A 17,092-nucleotide genomic window follows, 5' to 3' on the forward strand; every position below is an offset into this window, starting at 1 on the left:
ACGCGCCTACGAGCGCGACGCCCCGGACACATTGGTCTACGAGGATGCACCGGTGCCGACTCCTGTCCGCGGTGAAGTGCTCGTCGCTGTGTCCGCGGCGGGGATCACCTTCGCCGAGCTTGGTTGGGAGCAGAGTTGGCGGACCGCCGACGGCGGTGACCGGATTCCGATGATCCCGTCGCACGAAGTCTCCGGGGTGGTGGCCGCGACCGGTGAAGCGGTCACCGACCTCGCGGTGGGCGACGAGGTGTACGGGTTGATCGACTTCAACAGGAACGGCGCAGCCGCCGAGTTCGTCACCGTCGACGCGAGTGCCCTCGCCCACCGTCCCCGCCGGATCGGGCACGTCGAGACCGCCGCCCTACCGCTCGCGGCGTTGACCGCCTGGCAGGCCCTGCACGATCACGCGCGCATAGCCTCGGGGGAGCACGTCCTGATCCATGGGGGTGCCGGAGGAGTGGGCGCCTTCGCGGTCCAGCTCGCCGCCCTGCACGGCGCGCGGGTCACCGCGACTGCTCGACAAGCCGACGCCGTGCTGCTCGGTGAGCTCGGCGCCACCCGGGTCGTCGACTACACCAAGGGGCCGTTCGAGGCCGAGGTGAGCGACGTCGATGTGGTGATCGATACCGTTGGCGGGGAGACGCTCGTTCGTTCCGTGGCCGTCCTGCGCCCGGGAGGTCGGCTGGTCACGCTCTCTGCGCCGCCCCCCGCCGGCCTGGGAGAGGAGCGCAAAGCCACACTGATGTTCTTCGTCGTCACCCCCAGCAGAAGTCAGTCGGCGCGGCTCGCGCAACTGGTGGACGACGGCGCGTTGCGCGTACTCGTGGCGCGGACCTTTCCGCTCACCGACGGGCGACAGGCATACGCGGGCAACGACGGACATCGACCGGGGAAGACGGTGTTGACGGTACGCCCGTGACCCGGTCCGATCACGGCACGTCGGCGGGCGGGGGAGCAACCTTCGCCACGGTCAACAACACCACCGAGTCCTCGTGCGCGCTGAGCCGATGTCGCCGCTGCGGGACGACGAGCAGATCTCCCTGTCGACCAGTCCAGCTCGTCGTGGCGTCGATGAGCTCGACCCGCCCGCGTAGTACGAGGACCGTCGCCTCTCCCGGGTTTTCGTGATCACTGAGTTCGGTCCCCGTGCGCAGGGCGATGATGGTCTGCCGCAGCGTGTGCTCGTGGCCGCCGTACACCGTCGCCGCACTGCGGCCCGCGCTCCCCGCGAGGGCGCGCTCCAGATGCTCCCGCGCCTGCGCGTCCAGGCTGTACTTCTCCACGCGATCCGCCTTCCCGTCGAAGTCGGGCGACCTGTCCTCGGCGACGTACCCCCTTTCGCCGATGGCTATCAACGGCAGACCCTGTCTCGGGCACCGCGAGCGCGGCGACGGAGGCCTCCGGCTGACGATCGCGAGCTTGTGCTCGTAGCCGGACGCCTCCGTCGCCGTGGCCTGGAGAAGCCCATTCATCATCACTCGCAGCGACTCAGCCTGGCCGAGCCCTTCGAGGAGTGAATGTGTCGTGGTGATTACTGTCAGCCCTTGAGTCCCCCAGAAAGCAGGCCGCGGACGAAATAGCGCTGCAGGAGCAGGAACACGGTGACGGGCACGATGATGGAGACGAAGGCGCCCGCCGACAGCAGGTGCCAGGCCGTGCCCCGCGTGCCGGTGAGGTTTGCAAGTGCCACCGTGATCGGAGCGACCGCGTTGCCCCCGCCGGCGAAGGTGAGCGCGACCAGCAGGTCGTTCCAGACCCAGAGGAACTGGAAGATGCCGAACGCGGCAAGGGCCGGCGTGAGCAGCGGCAGCAGCACCTTGAAGAAGATCTGCACGTGCCCGGCGCCGTCCATGCGCGCTGCCTCGAGGAGACCGGCCGGAATCTCCTTCATGAAGTTGTGCAACAGGAATATCGCCAGGGGCAGCGCGAAGATCGAGTGAGACAGCCAGATGGTCCAGAAAGAGCCTGCGATTCCCATTTTCACGTAGAGCGTGAGTAGTGGGATGAGGGTGACCTGGATGGGCACGATCTGCAGCGCGAAGACCCCGACGAAGAGCACGTTGCGCCCCGGGAAGTTGATCCAGGCAAAGGCGTACGCGGCCAACGACGCCAGACAGAGCGGGATGATCACCGACGGAATGGTGATCACGAACGAGTTGACGAAGAAGCTGCCCAACCCTTCGGACCCCTCGGGGCTGAGCACCGCCCGGTAGTTGTCCAGGGTCACCGTCGGATCGCTGAAGAACGTCCACCAGCCGGTGGTTTTGATCGCCCGCTCCGGCCGGAGCGAGGAGATCCCGAGACCGAAGGTGGGCAGCGTCCAGAGCACGGCGAGAAGCACGGCCGCCAGCGAGGCCCAGGAGGAGGTGAGCTTCTTCTTGGCGCTTGCCGGCGCCTGCCTGACGGGGTCGATCGGTGGGGTCGTGCTCAGGGGAGTGCTGGTCACGGTCATCGTGCCTCCGCTGCGCGCAGTTGTCGGACGTTGTAGACGACGATCGGGACGACCAGGACGAAGAGCAGCACCGCCAGCGCCGCGCCAAGACCCTCGTTGCCGCTTCGGAAGCTCTGGCTGTAGAACTCGTTGGCGACGACGCTGGTGTCGAACTGACCGCCGGTCATGGTCCGGACGATGTCGAAGACCTTCAGCGTGCCGATACCGATCGTGGTGAGCACGACCACCACGGCGGGCCGGATGCTCGGCAGAGTCACGAACCGGAACATGCCCAGCGCGCTGACCCCGTCGAGCCGGGCGGCCTCCACCACGTCGTCCGGGATGGCCTTGATCGCCGCCGAGAGGACTGTCATGGCGAAGCCAGCCTGGATCCAGATCATCACCAGGATGAGGAAGAGAGTGTTCCAGGGTGGGCTGACCAGCCACTGTTGCGGAGTGCCGTGGGCCCAGACGATCACCTGGTTCAGCAGACCGATCTGTTTGACCCCGGCCTGGTCGGGCCGGTACTCGTAGATGAACTTCCAGATGATCGAGGCACCGACGAAGGAGATTGACATCGGCAGGAAGATCAGCGCCTTGGCGAACGACTCAAGTCGAGCTTTGTCCACCAGAATCGCGTAGAGCAGCCCGACGCCAGTGGCGACGAACGGGGTCACGAGCACCCAGAGCACCGTGTTGCGGAGCACCGTCAGCTGATCGCTCGAGGTGAAGATCGTACGGTAGTTGTCGACGCCGATGAATGTTTCGCCGGCGGCGTCGAAGAATGACTGGTAGATGGTGCGTGCTGCCGGGTACACCAGCCCGACGGCGAGCAGGGCAAGGGCTGGAGCCAGATACAGGAACGCAACGCGGCGGTCGCTGCGGCGGCCGCTGAAGCGCCCAGCCACGAAGAGGATGACGCCGACCACCGCCAAGAAGAGCAGGACCGCGCTCGCCATCAAAAGTAGTTTGCCAGCAGTATTCACAGAGCTCACCTCCCTCGATAGTTCGGGGCCGGTCGACGCGGTTCGCGCCGACCGGCCCCATTGCTTCAGCTCACTTGGGCCAGGCGGATTCGATGTTGTCCACCGTCTGCTGGGTGCTCTGCCCGGTGATCCAGCTCGTGGCCTGTTTCCAGAACGCGTTGGAACCCACCGCGCCCGGCATCCGGTCCGAGCCGTCGAAGCGGAACACTGCCTGCGGGTCCTGCAGCAGGTCCGCGGCGAGCTTGTCGATCGGGCTGCTGACCTTGGTCACGTCCAGGCCCTTGTTGGCGCTCACCCAGCCCTGGGAGACGGAGGCCTTGACATTGGCCCAGGTGTCCGTGGAGAGGTAGGTCTGGAAGGCCTTGACCTCGGGTCGATCGCTGAACGCGATGTTGAACTCACCGCCGCCGAGCAGGGGCTTGGCGCTGGCGTCCTTGCCGGGCAGGTAGAAGGCGAAGACGTCGCCGTCCTCGGCCACCTTCGTGCCCGGCGGGAAGTTGGCCGCGTAGAAGCTGGCCTGTCGGTGCAGGGAGCAGGTGCCGTCGAGGATCGGCAGGCCGGCGTCCTGGAAGGTCGTGGTAGCGACGCTCTTGACGTCGCCGAGACCGCCGTTGACGTACTTCGGGTTCTTGAGGATCTTGCCGGCCTCATCGAGTGCCGCTGCCGCCTCGGGCGAGTTGAAGGCGATCTGATGGCTGACCCACTTGTCGTAGGACTCCGGCCCATTGAGCCGGAGCATCATGTCCTCCATCCAGTCGGTGATCGGCCACCCGGTGGCCTCGCCGCTGGCGATGCCCGCGCACCAGGGCTTCCTGCCCTTGGTCGCCATCTTGTCGGTCAGCTGCATCAGCTCGTCGAGCGTCTTGGGCACCTGGTAGCCGTTGTCCTTGAACTCCTTCGGGGAGTACCAGACCAGCGACTTGATGCTCGCGCCTGACGGGGCGCCGTAGAACTTGCCGTCGACGGTCCCGTACGTCTTCCATTCCTTGTCCCAGAACTTGTCGACGTTTGCCGCGACCTCGGTCGGCGCCTCCTTGACACGACCGGTGCCGACGAGCTGCCGGAGCAGGCCTGGCTGCGGCACGATGGCGAGGTCCGGCGGGTTGCCGGCCTTGGCGCGGACGAGGATCTGCGTCTCGAAGGACTTGTCGCCCTCGTACTTGATAGTGGCGCCGGTGCACTCCTCGAACGGCTTGTACGAGTCGGTGTAAGCCTTGTCCTCGGGCGTGACGATGCCCGCATAAATGCTGACGGTCTTGCCCTTCAGATCGCCATACTGGCCGAACTGGGCGCAGTCAACCTTGGGCATGTTTGCGGCCCGATCGTCTGGCTCGGTGCCGCCGCTACACCCGGCGATGATGAGGGTCAGGCCGATAACGCCGACCGACGCAAGCGCGAGGCGCGGTTTCGTGGCACGAGAGGGCATACGCTTCCTTCCACTACCGCCGGCCGTCCCAGATCGAAACCACCGGCAAATTGGTCAAATAGCAAGGCAATCGCGTGCGGTGAGGTCGTGGCGAACAGCCTCAGGGTGTGGGCTGCTCTCGCCGTCGAACGTCGAACCACCCGATGGGGCGGTCCGCCGTTGCTCTGCCACCGCGAATCGGATGCAGCGCAGGGTCTCCGACTTGGAGGGCTGACGATTGGTGCAGCTCGAATGCCGTCTCTTGGCCTCCAATGTGGTCGGTCGGGACTCGGCCTCCAGGCGCGTCCACAACACCGACGTAGCAGAGGCAAAACGGGTTCAAGGGACGATCAACTTTCTGACGAGCAGCAGGTCGATGCGGCGACGCCGTTGGCCCAAACGGATTTCGCCGTCCACGGCAGCGGAGACGTGCAGGTGCCGTCAGCCGAGAGCGCGGAGGTCTTCGAGCTGGTCGGCGCCTGGGTTCGAGGGCGTTGCCTCGAGCACCCCGACGCCTCCGTCCGCCATCTCGTGGCGTCGGGTGTGCCGACGTCGGGGTGCTCGCGGGAAGCGCCGAAACGGCGTCGTTCGCATACTCAGGACAGCTGAGTACCCGCCATCAGGTGGCCGGCTCGACCTACCAATAGTGTTGCCGCGTGGTGACATTCCTGCGTCGGTGGACCCTGCGGGCCTCGAGCTTCGCCCTGACCTGGCTCTACACCCTCTACCGGATCCATCCGGCGGTGTGGCGGCTCACCGCACGTCAGTACCGTCCCTACATGGGGCGCTTCGCCCGGCTGCACGCCTGGATGACCTGCCAGTTCGCCGCGATCGACGTTCCCGCGTACGGCGATTTCCTGCGCCGCCACCAATGGCGGTTCCGCTGGTTCGACCTGTCGTCGTACCCGCCCACCGACAAGCGGTCGTACGTGCAGGCGTACCCCGAGGCGCAGCGTTGTCGGCACGGGGAGATCGAGATCGCCGGCAGCGTGGTCGACGAGTCGTCGGGCTCGTCCGGCCAGCCGTTCAACTGGATCCGCAGCCGCCGCGAGCTGCGCTCGGTGCACAAGAACCTGGCCGGCTACGCGACAATGGTGTTCCCGTCGAAGCGGCGGTTCGTCATCAACGCGTACTCGATGGGCGCCTGGGCGACCGGGACCAACACCGGCATCGCCATGTCGAAGATCGCGATGGTCAAGAACACGGGGCCCGACCTGCGGAAGATCGTCGACACCCTGGTGTACTTCGGCCCCGGCTTCGACTACATCGTCACCGCCTACCCACCGTTCCTGAAGCACCTACGCGACAAGCTCGACGCCGAGGGCTTCCCCTGGGCCGAGTACCGCATCAGTGGACTTGTCGGCGGTGAGGGGATGACCGAGGCGCTGCGCGACTACCTGGAGGAACGCTTCGTCAAGGTGCGCTCCGGGTACGGGGCCAGCGACCTCACCATCGGCATGGCCGGGGAGAGCGACTTCAGCGTCTGGATCCGCCGACGACTGCGTACCGACGCCGCACTGCGGACCGCCCTGCTCGGCGCCGACGAGCACCGCCTCCCGATGGTCTTTCAGTACAACCCGCTGGAGACGTACCTGGAGACCACAGCGGACCACGAGGTGCTCTGCACCATCAACTCGACGGCGGTGCTCAATCCCCGCGTCCGCTACAACATCGGCGACGAGGGCCGGCTGATGTCGTACCCGGATGTCCTGGCCGCGATCGTCGGCCCCGCCGCGCGGGCCGACGCGGACCGCGCCTGGCAGGTCGACCGGATGCGCCTACCACTGCTGTTCCTGTACGGCCGCAAGGACAGCACGATCTCGTACATGGGCGCCAACATCTACCCGCAGGACGTCGAGTACGGCCTCTATGCCGGCAATCCCCAGGCGCACCTGCTGCAGAGCTTCTGCCTCGCCGTGACCGAGCAGGCCGACCTGGAGAGCCGACCGGTCGTCAACCTGCAACTCCGCGAGGGCCTGACGCTCGACCCGGTGCAGCGGCGAACCCTCACCGACACCTGCCGCACGGGAGTGTTGCGCCACCTCGCCGAGGTCAGCCGGGACTTCGCCGAGTCCCTCGCCGAGGACCCGTCCGCGGCGGACCTGCGGGTGGAGGTCCACGACTACGGCACCGGCCCGTTCACGGACGCCGCTTCCAAGATCAAGAACGTCTACCTGGTGAAGGGCGTGCCGGCATGAGGACCACCGACTTCTCCGCCGCGCCGGCGGTGGGCCAGGCCACAGCCATGTTCGTCGGCGCCACCCGTTACCGGGGGCCGCGCTCGATCCTCACGCTCACCCGGAGCTGGTTCAAGATGGTCCGGCAGATGCGGCGGATGGACGGATACCGGTGGCACACCGTCTACTACCAGTTTCCGTTCACACTCGGCACCATCGCCTTCTTCAGCGACCGTGACGCGCTCCTGACGTTCGCCCGCAGCCGCCATCACCGTGACCTCATGTGCTGGGTGACCGATCACGGCACGACGAACGCGACAGGCGGCTACATCCGCCTCTACAACGCCGAGCCCGAGGGCTACAGCAACGGCATCTGGCGCGCCGAGTCCGACGGCATGGCCCACATACCGACCTTCACCCCGCTCTCGCGTGAGACGTCCGGCCCGCCGGTGCACCGCGCATGAGACTGGATCCCGTGCGGTCGTGGGCCGACCTGCGGGCATTCGTCGACTTCCCGCTCCGGCTGCACCCGACCGACCGGTACGTACCCCTGTTGTCCTCGGTCATCGCGGCCCACCGCGGCGCCGCCGAGCTGTTCGTGGTCCGCGACCGACGCGGCGAGGTCGTCGGACGCACCAGCATGCACCGCAGTGCGCCCTTCGACGCCAAGGTCGGCCCACGGCAGTTGTTCGGGCACACCGAGTTCGTCGATGACGACGACGTCTTCACCGCCATCATGGACGCGGTCGAGAGCCGGGCCGACGGTCGACAACTGTTCGGACCGGTGGCCCTGCTGCCCAACCAGACCGGCGGGGTGATCACTTCCGGCTTCGCCGAGCGTGGCTTCGTGGACTCGGCGTGGAACCCCGCCTACTACCCGGACATGTACGAGCGGCACGGCTTCCACCGTCGCTTCGAGGCCGACACCTGGCTCGTCGACCTCGACGGTACGGCCACGGGTGCGCCGCTGCCCGCCCACGCTGACCACGGGTTCGCCTTCGACGATTCCCGGATGGCCGCCGAACGGCTCGTCATCAGGCACGGCTCCCGGTGGCACCTGCGCAGCCAGCTGCCGATCCTGCGCGAGATGCTCAACGCGAGCTTCGCGCAGTTGGGCTACTACACCGACATCTCCGCCGAGCAGCTGGCGGAGCAGACCGACGGCCTGGCGTTCCTGCTCGACGAGGGGCTGCTCCTCTGGCTGGAGAAGGCCGGCCGACCCGTCGCGTTCGTCGTCACCGTGCCGGACATCTCCGAATACCTCATGCGCGTCGGCGGCCGTCTCGGCGTACTCAATCAGCTTCGGCTTCTCGCCACCCGCGGCCGATACCGGCGGGACGCGGTCCTCATCATCAAGGGCACCGTTCCCGAGGAGCAGGGCAACGGGTACCTGACGCTGCTGTCCCGGGAGTTGCACCGCAACCTCGCCCGCAACGGCTACCGGACGCTGCGCAGCACCTTCGTCGAGCGGACGAACGTCGCCTCGGCCGCTCAGTACCGGCGCGCGGGCGGGCGGCCACTGCACGGGTACACCTTCTACGAGCGAGGAGCAGTGTGAGCTGGGTCGAGCGGTTGCGGGCCGCCGAGGCGATCTGCCGCCGGGCACCGAGCGCCCACAACACGCAGCCGTGGCGACCGGAGTATCGCACCGACGAGATCACCATCGACGTCGATCCCGCCTGCCGCCTGCCCGACTCCGACCCGACCGGGCGCGACCTGACCCTCGGCATCGGCGCTTTCGTCGAGACCTGCCTCATCGTCTCCGCCGAACTCGGCCTCACCGTGACCGTGGCGCCCGGTCCACGGCTGGTCCCCGCGGCACATCGGTACACGACTCCGTTCACGATCGCCGACATCGAGGCCCGCCGGGTCGCCCGTGGTCCATATGAACCGGGGTACGTCGACGACGCCGTCCTCGCCGATCTCGAGCCGGGTATCGCACACATTCCGACCCGGGATCTCGTATCGGACCTGGTCGTCGCCGACAGGTGGATGTTCGGCACACCCGCCGTCGCGGTCGAGTTGCGGGACTGGCTGCGCCTGAGCCCACGCCACCCTCGCTATCACCTCGATGGACTCACGGATCGAGCGCTAAGCCTGTCCCGGATCGAAGCGCGCGTCCTGTCCGCAGCGCTGCGCGCGTACCCGGTCACCCGCCGACTGGGCCTGCCGGCGCTGCTGGCCGCCAGCGGTCGCGGCCTGTTGCGCTACGACGGCAGCGTCCTGGTCCTCCTCGCCGCCGACGACGACCGGATCAGCGTGGGCCGACGTCTGCTGCGGACGTGGCTGGCTCTCGCACGGCACGGTCTGGCGGTCCATCCGCTCAGCCAGCTCATCGACTGCCCCACGACCGCCGGTCGGCTCGCCGAGCGGGTCGCAGGCCAACCGCTCGCGGTGTTTCGGGTCGGGCGACCCCGCGTCGCCCCGGTCCGGTCCGCCCGACGCGGTGAGCAGCCGCCTGACGCCTCGGCACAGCGACTCTGACAGCCTCTGGTGCGATTGCACCGCCCGGTAGGATTCCGAGCATGAGTTGCTTCGCCGCCTGGCGGACCCGCCGCTGAGGGTCGGCTCGCCGTCGATCCGGCCGCTTGCTGACCATCTGATGCCCGGTCTGTTGGCTTTCAGAACCTCAGCTCGAGAGGCACACTCATATGCGTATCCGTTCGCTTCTTCAGCATGACCTGACCCGGCTCACCGAACTGACCATCGAGACGTTCGGGCCGTTCTACGAAGACTCCTTCCGCCCCCTCGTGGGCGAGGTCGTCTTCGCCAACCAGCACGGCAGGTGGCGCGACGACTACGTCAAGCAGGTTGCCGAGTTCCACAACCCCGCCGAGCACCGGTACGTCGCGGTCGCCGAGATCGACGGCGTCATCGCCGGCTATGTGGCCTGGGCGGTAGAGCCTGAGCACCGAAATGGCAGCGTCACGATCCTCGCCGTGTCCGCGCAGCACCGCCGGCTCGGCGCGGGCACCGTACTGTGCGAGCACGCGTTCGCCGCGATGCGGGAACTCGGCGCCGAGGTCGTCACGATCGGCACGGGCGGCGACGAGTTCCACGCGCCCGCCCGAGCCCTGTACGAAACACTTGGTTGCACGCCACTGCCGGTCGCCGTCTACTACCGGGAACTCTGATCCGATCCGGGGCGGGGCGCGGTCCCGTGCCTCGCCCCGGTCACGACAGCACAGCGTGGGGTACGGCCCTGTGTCAGGCCGGTATCGGGTGGGCCAGGACCCCGAGTGACCACGCCTCGACGTCGAAGATCCGTTGCATGGCGACCGGCTGTGGCAGCATGCAGCGGTGACATTCGATGATGACCGGTATCTGGATGCCTTCGTCGGCTACAGCAGAGGGCGTCATTTCGTTCGACTCGACGTCGAAGTGCCAGCAGAGACCCTGACGGCTGGGTTGGCTGGTCCTGATGACGATGTGCCCCATGGGTCGTTGTGGTTGTCGGCGGACCGGGCCGAAGAGTTGGCCAGGGCCCTGCTCAGCTGCGCGGCAGCGGTGCGGAAACCGAGCGGTCCACCCGCCTCTGGTGGAGATGGGTGACTGACCGAGTGCGGTCCCGACGGACGCCGGTGGGCGCGGCGCCATCGTCAGCCGTTCAGTAGGCCCATCATGTGTTCGGGCCAGCGCGTTCCGGCGGACGCTCCAGGCGGAAAGGCGGAGTCCAGGTCGGCCAGGTCCGCGTCGCTGAGCTTCACCCGCAGCGCGTTCACATTCTCGTCGACCCGCTCGGGCCTGGTGGTGCCGGGAATCGGCACGGCCGCGGTGCACATCGTCATCACCCAGGCCAGCGCGACTTGAGCCGGCGTCGTACCGATGCGTGTGGCGACGCTGCGCAACGGATCCAACAGGCGGCGGTTGTGGAGGAAGTTGTCACCCTGGAAACGAGGACTGACCCTCCGGAAGTCGTCCGCCGCGAGCTGCTCCACCGACGTGATCGCGTCCGTCAGGAAGCCCCTGCCCAGCGGGCTGTACGGCACGAACCCGATGCCGAGCTCCCGCAACGTGGGCAGCACCTCGGCCTCCACGTCGCGACTCCACAGCGAGTACTCGCTCTGGACTGCCGTGATCGGGTGTGTCGCATGGGCGCGACGGGTTGTTTCCGCCGAGGCCTCGCTGAGACCCAGGTGCCGGATCTTGCCCTCCACCACCAGTTCCGCCATTGCGCCGACGGTCTCCTCGATCGGCACAAGTGGATCTACCCGGTGCAGATAGTAGAGGTCGATGGTGTTCACGCCCAGCCGGCGCAGTGAACCCTCCACCGCGAGACGCACCTGCTCGGGCCTGCCGTCGGGAACACGTCCCGGATCGAGGACCGGCATCGACCCGAACTTGGTGGCGATCCGCACCTCACCCCACCGACCGGCGAGTGCCTCGCCGACCAACGACTCATTGGTGCCGGAGCCATAGTGGTCGGAGGTATCAAAGAACGTGATCCCGCGTTCCAGCGCCCGATCTATCGTGGCGACAGCCCGCTCGCGCGCGACGGTGCCGTAGCCGAAGGTCATCCCCATACAGCCCAGACCGACAGCGGAAACGACGAGGCCCTCGCCCAGCACACGGTCCTGCATCCCGCTCACCTCCTCACGCGTCAGAAGTCGACACTTCGTCGACGAACTGGACCTGCGGCTCGCCGGTCAGCAGTTCCGGAACGCGGGCGAAGAACGCGTTCACGTACGGGGCGGCGAAGTGGGCATCGCAGGCGGCCTGGTCGACGTAACGTTCGAAGACCACGAAGACCGCGTCGGCCCCACCGTAGACCGCGTAGCCGAGCGCACCCGGCTCCCTATTCGTCAACCGCTTGAGTTCCAGCAGCTCGTTCCGTACCTCGTCCACGCGCTCCGGACGCGCCTTCAGGGTGGCGAATACAACCGTCATGACGGTCATGGTTGTCGTCCGCCAGGCGAACCGATAGGAAAAAACGGCCATCCACTGCATGCTGGCACGCCGACGCAGCACATTCCGGCCGAGCCGGCGAACCAGCTACGATACGTATCGTGCGCAGGGCTTTTGTGCCGGTTGGACGGCAGCTCGCACGGTACGTCGATCGGATCTGGACCTGGGAAGGCGCACCGAGTGAGTTGCCGGCGCTCCTTCCGGGCACCGGCGCGGAGTTGATCGTCCACCGAGGCGCGCCGATCACCGCGCACGACACCGAAGGTTCGGTCCTGCTACCCCGGGCCCACCTGCTGTGTATGCGCCGGAGGCGGTGGCGTCTGGCGGCTGATGGAATCGTTGCCTTCACTGCTGTCCGCCTGCGAGCCGGCGCTCTTGCCCATCTGACCGACATTCCAGCGGAAGACCTGATCGACCGGGTAGTCGACATCGGTGACCTTCTGGGTCCGGTCGGCCGCCAGCTCGCGTCTGTTCTCGACGGCGCCGATGACTTCGCGGTACAGGCGGCCAGGGCCGAACGACTACTACAACGCCAGCCGATCCGGCGTACAGACCCGCGCATCATGGTCGCGGTCCAGCAGCTGTACCGTCACCCGGCCTCGACTTCTCTGCAGGACCTGGCGCCAACGCTGGGCATCAGCGCCAGGCACCTCCGTCGAGGGTTCGCAGCCGCCGCCGGAGTGTCACCCAAGGAGTTCCAGCGGCTGGTTCGATTCCAACGAGTGATCCGGACGATGCTGCTGGGCGCGCCAGGAAGCGTCGCCCCCGTCGCGTTTGCCGCCGGCTACTACGACCAGAGCCACTTCATCAACGAGTTTCGTCGTCTGACCGGGGAGAGCCCCGGGCGAATGCTGAGCCGACCCCTGCCGCACTTCTATCTGCCAAGCCTGCCGCCGGAGTAGGCGACCTGTTTTCGGCTCGCGATCGCGTGACTGACTCACCGGTTGTCGTCGAAGGCGATTCAATCCTCGGGGCGGCCGTTCGAATGTCGGCGTTCTGGGACACGACAGGCAGGATGACGCCGCTGACATGCCTCGCCGGCATGACCGCCCTGGCCCACGTGCCCCGACCCTGGCCCTCCCGGAGAGTCCGAGGCCGGGCGGACATTCGCGGAACGGCACAGCGGTCCCCTACGACAAGGGGAGGCGGGGTCGCCCGATCGGCACCGAGCGGGCATGATCCTCTACGCGTCAAGCCTGTGGATCCTTTGGCCTAGCGAAGTCTCGGCCGCGCCGGTCAGGAGAACACTTTGCACTGCACGACATGCGGAGTCGAACTCGAACACCTCGGCCAAGGCCACACGTGCCGGTCTACAACACCTCCACCCGAACCCAGGACAGCAGGCTGGAACGTCGCGGCCTGGTTCACAATCGGGTTCGCCATCCTCTACGTCCTGGCCGCGATCGCCGCGGCAGTCTTCGGCAGCATCCGGAGCGACAGCGCCCGGCCTTTGACAGCGTCCGGCACTGCCGAAGCGATCGGCTTCGTCCTGGCCAACCTGACCCTGTTCGCCGCCATCATCGGCCTGGTTGTCAGCGGGCTGATCTGGGGCCGCGGCACCCGCCAGCTCGCCCAGTTGCACGGCTCGTCGGGCCGCTCGTACAGCCGGCACTGGGGCACGCGCGTTTTCACCTCGTGCCTCATCCTCAGCGCCGTCATCGCCTGGTTGGCCACCGACCGAACCGCCCCGGCCGTCCTGTTCGGTCAGGCGGCCCTACGCACCCTTGGAGCTGCCGCGCTGATCGGGGGCATGTTGCACAGCCGGGCGCGAGTCCTGCGGCTGATGGCCCACGTCGACCGAGTCGTCGCCGGGCACTACTCGCCGGTTGCCGGGCAAGATCCGGCGTGGCCGCTGTCGCCCACTCCGACAAGCGAAGACTGGAACGCCGGCCAGTGGGACCCCGATGTGCTGCGCGACATCGAAGCTCGCCCTCTCCGCGACAAAACCTGATCTCCACCGCAGCGACCCGCAACTGCGGATGCGTCCGGCGGTGCCGGCTCCGGGCGGCGCGCTGGTGGTCCGACCTGTGAAGTGGCCGATGGATCCGAACCCGGCGAAACGTCGGGGTCGTCGCCCTGGGCACCACCCGAGCGGCGCTGCCGCACCTCTACGGCTGCGGCAGGTGGGGATCCGACGATTGTCACCCCCCCTCATTGCCGCATCCCGACAATTGGACGATGCTGTCGGCGTCAGCGCTTTGCACGCGCCCTACGCTGTTCCCGCTCGTGCCGCCGGTGGGAGGTGGCGGGGCAATGGTTCCTGTCGCCCGACCGCTGAGGTGAGGCACCTTTCGAGCTAGCGTTCAGCCGCCCGATGCTCAACGATCGGGGAGGGCGTACCAGCTGCCTGCCTGCACCTCCAGCAGTTCGCCGGTGTGGGCGAGGTGAGCGCAGGCTGTGCGCAGCTCCTCGATCGAGGGTCGGGCGTCCGGCTGTTCGTCGAGGAACCATCTGATCCGCCAGGCCTCGAACGCCTCGACACCACCGACCAGGTCGACGTCGACCGTCCGACCCTGTTCATCGATCATGAGACAACCGGCGCCGTGGACGGAGTACCTCACGCCTGTGCTCGACGTGCCCTCGCGCGGGAGCATCTTCGTGTGCCGCACCGCCGCCATCAGGCCCGTGACGTCGCCGAGATCGGGGTAAGCATCGAACAAGCGCGAGCGGATGCGCCGCAAAACGGCGGCGTAGCGTCGTACCGCGGCGATCGCTACCTCAGAATCCTCGCCCACATGATCATTATGGCCCCATGCCAGCCAAGCTAGCCAGACAGAAGCGGGGACGGGGTGCCCCGCAGGACGCTCGGCTGAGTGACTAGTGCGGCGTGAGTATGAGCTGTCCGAGTTCCTGGGTGCATCGGGTGAGCGCGACGTAGAGCCCGTTCCAACCGCGCGGCTCGGCGGCGATTCCCGCGGGGTCGATGAGGAGCGTCGCGTCCCATTCCAATCCCTTGGACTGGGTCGCGGTGAGCACTGGCACATCACTCAGCACGGCGTGGAGTTCGGCGATGCGGTCGGCGGGGGCGATGACGCCGACGGTGCCGCCGTGCCACCGTTGCCGTAGCTGTCGCACTGCTTCGGCGGCAGCACCGACAAGCTCGGCGGGTGCGACCATGCGTTCCCAGGGGGCGATGCCGGCGGAGCGTACCGCCCGCGGTGGTGCGTTGTGGCTGCCAGCCTTCGCAAGGACCGGTCCGGTGAGGTCCATGACCTCACGCGGCGTCCGGTAGCAGATGGTGAGTTCCGCTGCGGTCCAACGGTCTCCGAAAGCGGCCTGCACCGCCTGTGCCCAGCTGGTGTGCCGGTGGGCCGCCTCCGCCTGGTCGATGTCGCCGACGGCGGTGATGGAGCGACTGGGACAGCGCCGGAGAACCATCTGCCACTGCATTTCGGACAGCTCCTGCGCCTCGTCGATGACGACGTGGCCGTACACCCAGCCACGCTGTCGGCGTGCGCGGTCGGCGACGAACTCGCCCTGTGGTTGCGGGGCGTCGACCTCGCCGAGCAGCTCGGCGAGCGCGTCGAGCAGAGGGATGTCGCTGGATGCCCATCCGGCGGGCTCGGCGGCGACGGCGGTGATCTCTTCGGGGGAGAGCTGCGGGGCGAAGCGGCCCAGCAGGGTGCGGTCGGTCAGGAGATCGTCCAGCAGGGTTTCGGGGTGGAGGGTGGGCCACCATGCCTCGATGAAACGGGCGATGGTGGCGTTCTCGGCGATACGGCAGCGCAGCTGGTCGATCTCCTCCTCGGAGAGCAAACCGTCGATGTCGCTGCCGGTGGACCTCCGGGTGGAGTGGGGATCATGCCCCATGCCCCTGTCGACGCGGGCGAGGATGTCCTCGAAGCCCTCCTCCATCTCGTCCATCAGCGCCTCGCGCTGCTCGGCGACCACATCGGCGAGGAGGTGGTGCACCTGCTCGGCGAACGCCGCGCGTGCGCGGTGGTACGGGCGTCCCTGCACCGCCGACGCGAGCGCCTGCGCCACAGTTGTGGCGGGGATGACGTAGAACTCGCCCTCCCAGCGCACCTTCAGCTCGCGCGGCCGGGGGAGCAGTGACGCGACGTAGCTTTCGAGCGCGGGCTGCCAGAGGGCGCGGCCCTTGATCTCGGCGAGGAGCCGGCTCTCGTCGCGGCCCACCTGAACGTCGGCCAGCAGGGTGTCACAGGTCGCCGAGACGACGGCGGTCTCACCGAGCGCGGGCAGCACCTGGGCGATGTACTGGAGGAACCGCGACGAGGGGCCGAGGACCAGGACCGCCTGCTCGGCCATCTTTCGGTACGTGAACAGCAGGTACGCCACGCGGTGCAGAGCGACCACGGTCTTGCCGGTGCCGGGACCGCCCTGAACGATCAGTGGGCCGGTCGCCTCCGCCCGGATGATCTCGTCCTGCTCGCGTTGCAGGGTGGAGATCGCGGTCGACATCCGGCCGGTGCGCCGCTGGTCGAGGGCGGCCAGGAGAGCGCCCTCGCCGACGAGTTCCGCAGTCGCGGTTCCGTCCAGTGGCTCGTCGTCCACGCCGACGACTGCGGATCCCGTGGTACGTATGTGCCGGCGTCGTGCCTGGCCCTGTGGGTCGACGGCCGTCGCGGTGTAGAACGGCCGGGCTGCGGGAGCGCGCCAATCCACAAGCAGTGGCTCACCGTCCTCGGCGTCGTCGCGGAGACCGACACGGCCCACGTGACGCACGGTGCCATCAAGACCGTCCAGGCGGCCGAAGACCAGCCCTTCCCCTGCCCGCCGGAGCTCGTCGTACTGCTGGCGGAGCATGCGCTGCCGGGCCTGCTCCAACGCGTCCAGGGCCTCTGCCGCAAGCTCGACCTGTAGGTGCTCGACCAGCCTGTCGCGGCGGGCCGTGGCCACCTCGAGAAACGCCTGTTCCTCGGCGACCGCGGACCGGCGCGCGACGTCCTCCGGGGTGGAGGCCGTCGGTTGGCCCTCCTCTGTCACGTCACTGACGCTGGCAGTGCCGTTGCTCGGGGCAGACTTTCGGCGCATTCGCAAATCCTCGTATTGGTGTCCCTCGGCCCGAACGAGCCGCAGTGTGGTCGGCGGCAAGCATAGAGACGGGTTTCCCTCGTCGGCCAGTAATTCCCCCAGCAGAGACGGCAATCTCAATATCTTGCAGTTCCGGGTCGTTCGTGGCCTCAATAAATCGCGATTCGCTCATTGACAGTCCGATCCTTATCTG

General features: G+C 67.6%; 17 protein-coding genes. 8 read left to right on the forward strand and 9 right to left on the reverse strand.

Annotation, left to right across the window (positions count from 1 at the left end):
- The first annotated feature begins 52 nt into the window (after positions 1-52).
- Positions 53-919: an NADP-dependent oxidoreductase gene (locus ACGFIE_RS30555; RefSeq protein WP_393301165.1), complete on the forward strand. Its 867-nt coding sequence runs from the start codon at positions 53-55 to the stop codon at positions 917-919.
- Between the two features lie 10 nt (positions 920-929).
- On the opposite strand, the gene ACGFIE_RS30560 is transcribed toward ACGFIE_RS30555, so the two are convergent.
- From ACGFIE_RS30560 to ACGFIE_RS30575, 4 genes are all read right to left on the reverse strand, one after another.
- The gene (locus ACGFIE_RS30560) at positions 930-1,355 is read right to left on the reverse strand and encodes a cupin domain-containing protein (RefSeq protein WP_393301168.1); all 426 of its coding nucleotides are present in this window, start codon (positions 1,353-1,355) and stop codon (positions 930-932) included.
- A 182-nt stretch (positions 1,356-1,537) separates the two neighbouring features.
- Positions 1,538-2,452 (reverse strand): carbohydrate ABC transporter permease, encoded by a 915-nt coding sequence (locus ACGFIE_RS30565; protein ID WP_393301171.1) that lies wholly within the window; start codon positions 2,450-2,452, stop codon positions 1,538-1,540.
- Positions 2,449-3,390: a carbohydrate ABC transporter permease gene (locus tag ACGFIE_RS30570; protein WP_393301281.1), complete on the reverse strand. Its 942-nt coding sequence runs from the start codon at positions 3,388-3,390 to the stop codon at positions 2,449-2,451. The genes ACGFIE_RS30565 and ACGFIE_RS30570 overlap by 4 nt, the downstream gene beginning before the upstream one ends.
- A 97-nt stretch (positions 3,391-3,487) precedes the next feature.
- Entirely contained in the window at positions 3,488-4,843 is a 1,356-nt protein-coding gene (locus tag ACGFIE_RS30575; protein WP_393301174.1) for an ABC transporter substrate-binding protein, read from the reverse strand.
- Between the two features lie 635 nt (positions 4,844-5,478).
- Between ACGFIE_RS30575 and ACGFIE_RS30580 the strand changes: the two genes are divergently transcribed.
- The 5 genes from ACGFIE_RS30580 (at position 5,479) to ACGFIE_RS30600 (ending at position 10,133) form a co-directional block, all read left to right on the forward strand.
- Positions 5,479-7,020, forward strand: coding sequence for a phenylacetate--CoA ligase family protein (locus ACGFIE_RS30580; protein ID WP_393301177.1), 1,542 nt, complete (start codon positions 5,479-5,481; stop codon positions 7,018-7,020).
- Entirely contained in the window at positions 7,017-7,463 is a 447-nt protein-coding gene (locus ACGFIE_RS30585) for a DUF4188 domain-containing protein (protein WP_393301180.1), read from the forward strand. The genes ACGFIE_RS30580 and ACGFIE_RS30585 overlap by 4 nt, the downstream gene beginning before the upstream one ends.
- Positions 7,460-8,557, forward strand: a complete 1,098-nt coding sequence (locus ACGFIE_RS30590; RefSeq protein WP_393301183.1) for a hypothetical protein — start codon at positions 7,460-7,462, stop codon at positions 8,555-8,557. Before ACGFIE_RS30585 ends, ACGFIE_RS30590 begins: the two co-directional genes overlap by 4 nt.
- The gene (locus ACGFIE_RS30595; RefSeq protein ID WP_393301186.1) at positions 8,554-9,483 is read left to right on the forward strand and encodes a hypothetical protein; all 930 of its coding nucleotides are present in this window, start codon (positions 8,554-8,556) and stop codon (positions 9,481-9,483) included. The genes ACGFIE_RS30590 and ACGFIE_RS30595 overlap by 4 nt, the downstream gene beginning before the upstream one ends.
- 167 nt (positions 9,484-9,650) lie before the next feature.
- On the forward strand, positions 9,651-10,133 hold the full coding sequence (locus ACGFIE_RS30600; protein WP_393301189.1) for a GNAT family N-acetyltransferase: 483 nt from the start codon (positions 9,651-9,653) through the stop codon (positions 10,131-10,133).
- A gap of 73 nt (positions 10,134-10,206) precedes the next feature.
- On the opposite strand, the gene ACGFIE_RS30605 is transcribed toward ACGFIE_RS30600, so the two are convergent.
- From ACGFIE_RS30605 to ACGFIE_RS30615, 3 genes are all read right to left on the reverse strand, one after another.
- A complete protein-coding gene (locus ACGFIE_RS30605) occupies positions 10,207-10,437 on the reverse strand; it encodes a hypothetical protein (protein ID WP_363687402.1) in 231 nt (76 codons plus the stop codon).
- Between the two features lie 161 nt (positions 10,438-10,598).
- Entirely contained in the window at positions 10,599-11,567 is a 969-nt protein-coding gene (locus tag ACGFIE_RS30610) for an aldo/keto reductase (RefSeq protein WP_393301192.1), read from the reverse strand.
- A 25-nt stretch (positions 11,568-11,592) separates the two neighbouring features.
- A complete protein-coding gene (locus ACGFIE_RS30615) occupies positions 11,593-11,886 on the reverse strand; it encodes a putative quinol monooxygenase (protein WP_393301195.1) in 294 nt (97 codons plus the stop codon).
- A 119-nt stretch (positions 11,887-12,005) separates the two neighbouring features.
- Here ACGFIE_RS30615 and ACGFIE_RS30620 point away from each other — a divergent pair, with 119 nt between their 5' ends.
- On the forward strand, positions 12,006-12,806 hold the full coding sequence (locus tag ACGFIE_RS30620; protein WP_393301198.1) for a helix-turn-helix domain-containing protein: 801 nt from the start codon (positions 12,006-12,008) through the stop codon (positions 12,804-12,806).
- A 548-nt stretch (positions 12,807-13,354) separates the two neighbouring features.
- Entirely contained in the window at positions 13,355-13,855 is a 501-nt protein-coding gene (locus ACGFIE_RS30625; RefSeq protein WP_393301201.1) for a hypothetical protein, read from the forward strand.
- A gap of 367 nt (positions 13,856-14,222) precedes the next feature.
- Here the strand turns inward: ACGFIE_RS30625 and ACGFIE_RS30630 are convergent, their stop codons facing one another.
- Together ACGFIE_RS30630 and ACGFIE_RS30635 are read right to left on the reverse strand one after the other, a co-directional pair.
- A complete protein-coding gene (locus ACGFIE_RS30630; protein WP_393301204.1) occupies positions 14,223-14,639 on the reverse strand; it encodes a DUF6896 domain-containing protein in 417 nt (138 codons plus the stop codon).
- Positions 14,640-14,721: 82 nt separating this feature from the next.
- Positions 14,722-16,851, reverse strand: coding sequence for a HelD family protein (locus ACGFIE_RS30635; RefSeq protein ID WP_393301207.1), 2,130 nt, complete (start codon positions 16,849-16,851; stop codon positions 14,722-14,724).
- Between the last annotated feature and the right edge of the window lie 241 nt (positions 16,852-17,092).

Origin of the sequence: Micromonospora sp. NPDC049275, assembly GCF_043197115.1 — a bacterium.
Lineage (GTDB): Bacteria > Actinomycetota > Actinomycetes > Mycobacteriales > Micromonosporaceae > Micromonospora.

Coding starts and splice junctions, on each gene's coding strand:
- ACGFIE_RS30565 (WP_393301171.1), bottom strand. CDS start 2,452: ATGACCGTGACCAGCACTCCCCTGAGCACGACCCCACCGATCGACCCC.
- ACGFIE_RS30570 (WP_393301281.1), bottom strand. CDS start 3,390: ATGGCGAGCGCGGTCCTGCTCTTCTTGGCGGTGGTCGGCGTCATCCTC.
- ACGFIE_RS30575 (WP_393301174.1), bottom strand. CDS start 4,843: ATGCCCTCTCGTGCCACGAAACCGCGCCTCGCGCTTGCGTCGGTCGGC.
- ACGFIE_RS30585 (WP_393301180.1), top strand. CDS start 7,017: ATGAGGACCACCGACTTCTCCGCCGCGCCGGCGGTGGGCCAGGCCACA.
- ACGFIE_RS30590 (WP_393301183.1), top strand. CDS start 7,460: ATGAGACTGGATCCCGTGCGGTCGTGGGCCGACCTGCGGGCATTCGTC.
- ACGFIE_RS30600 (WP_393301189.1), top strand. CDS start 9,651: ATGCGTATCCGTTCGCTTCTTCAGCATGACCTGACCCGGCTCACCGAA.
- ACGFIE_RS30605 (WP_363687402.1), bottom strand. CDS start 10,437: ATGGGGCACATCGTCATCAGGACCAGCCAACCCAGCCGTCAGGGTCTC.
- ACGFIE_RS30615 (WP_393301195.1), bottom strand. CDS start 11,886: ATGACGGTTGTATTCGCCACCCTGAAGGCGCGTCCGGAGCGCGTGGAC.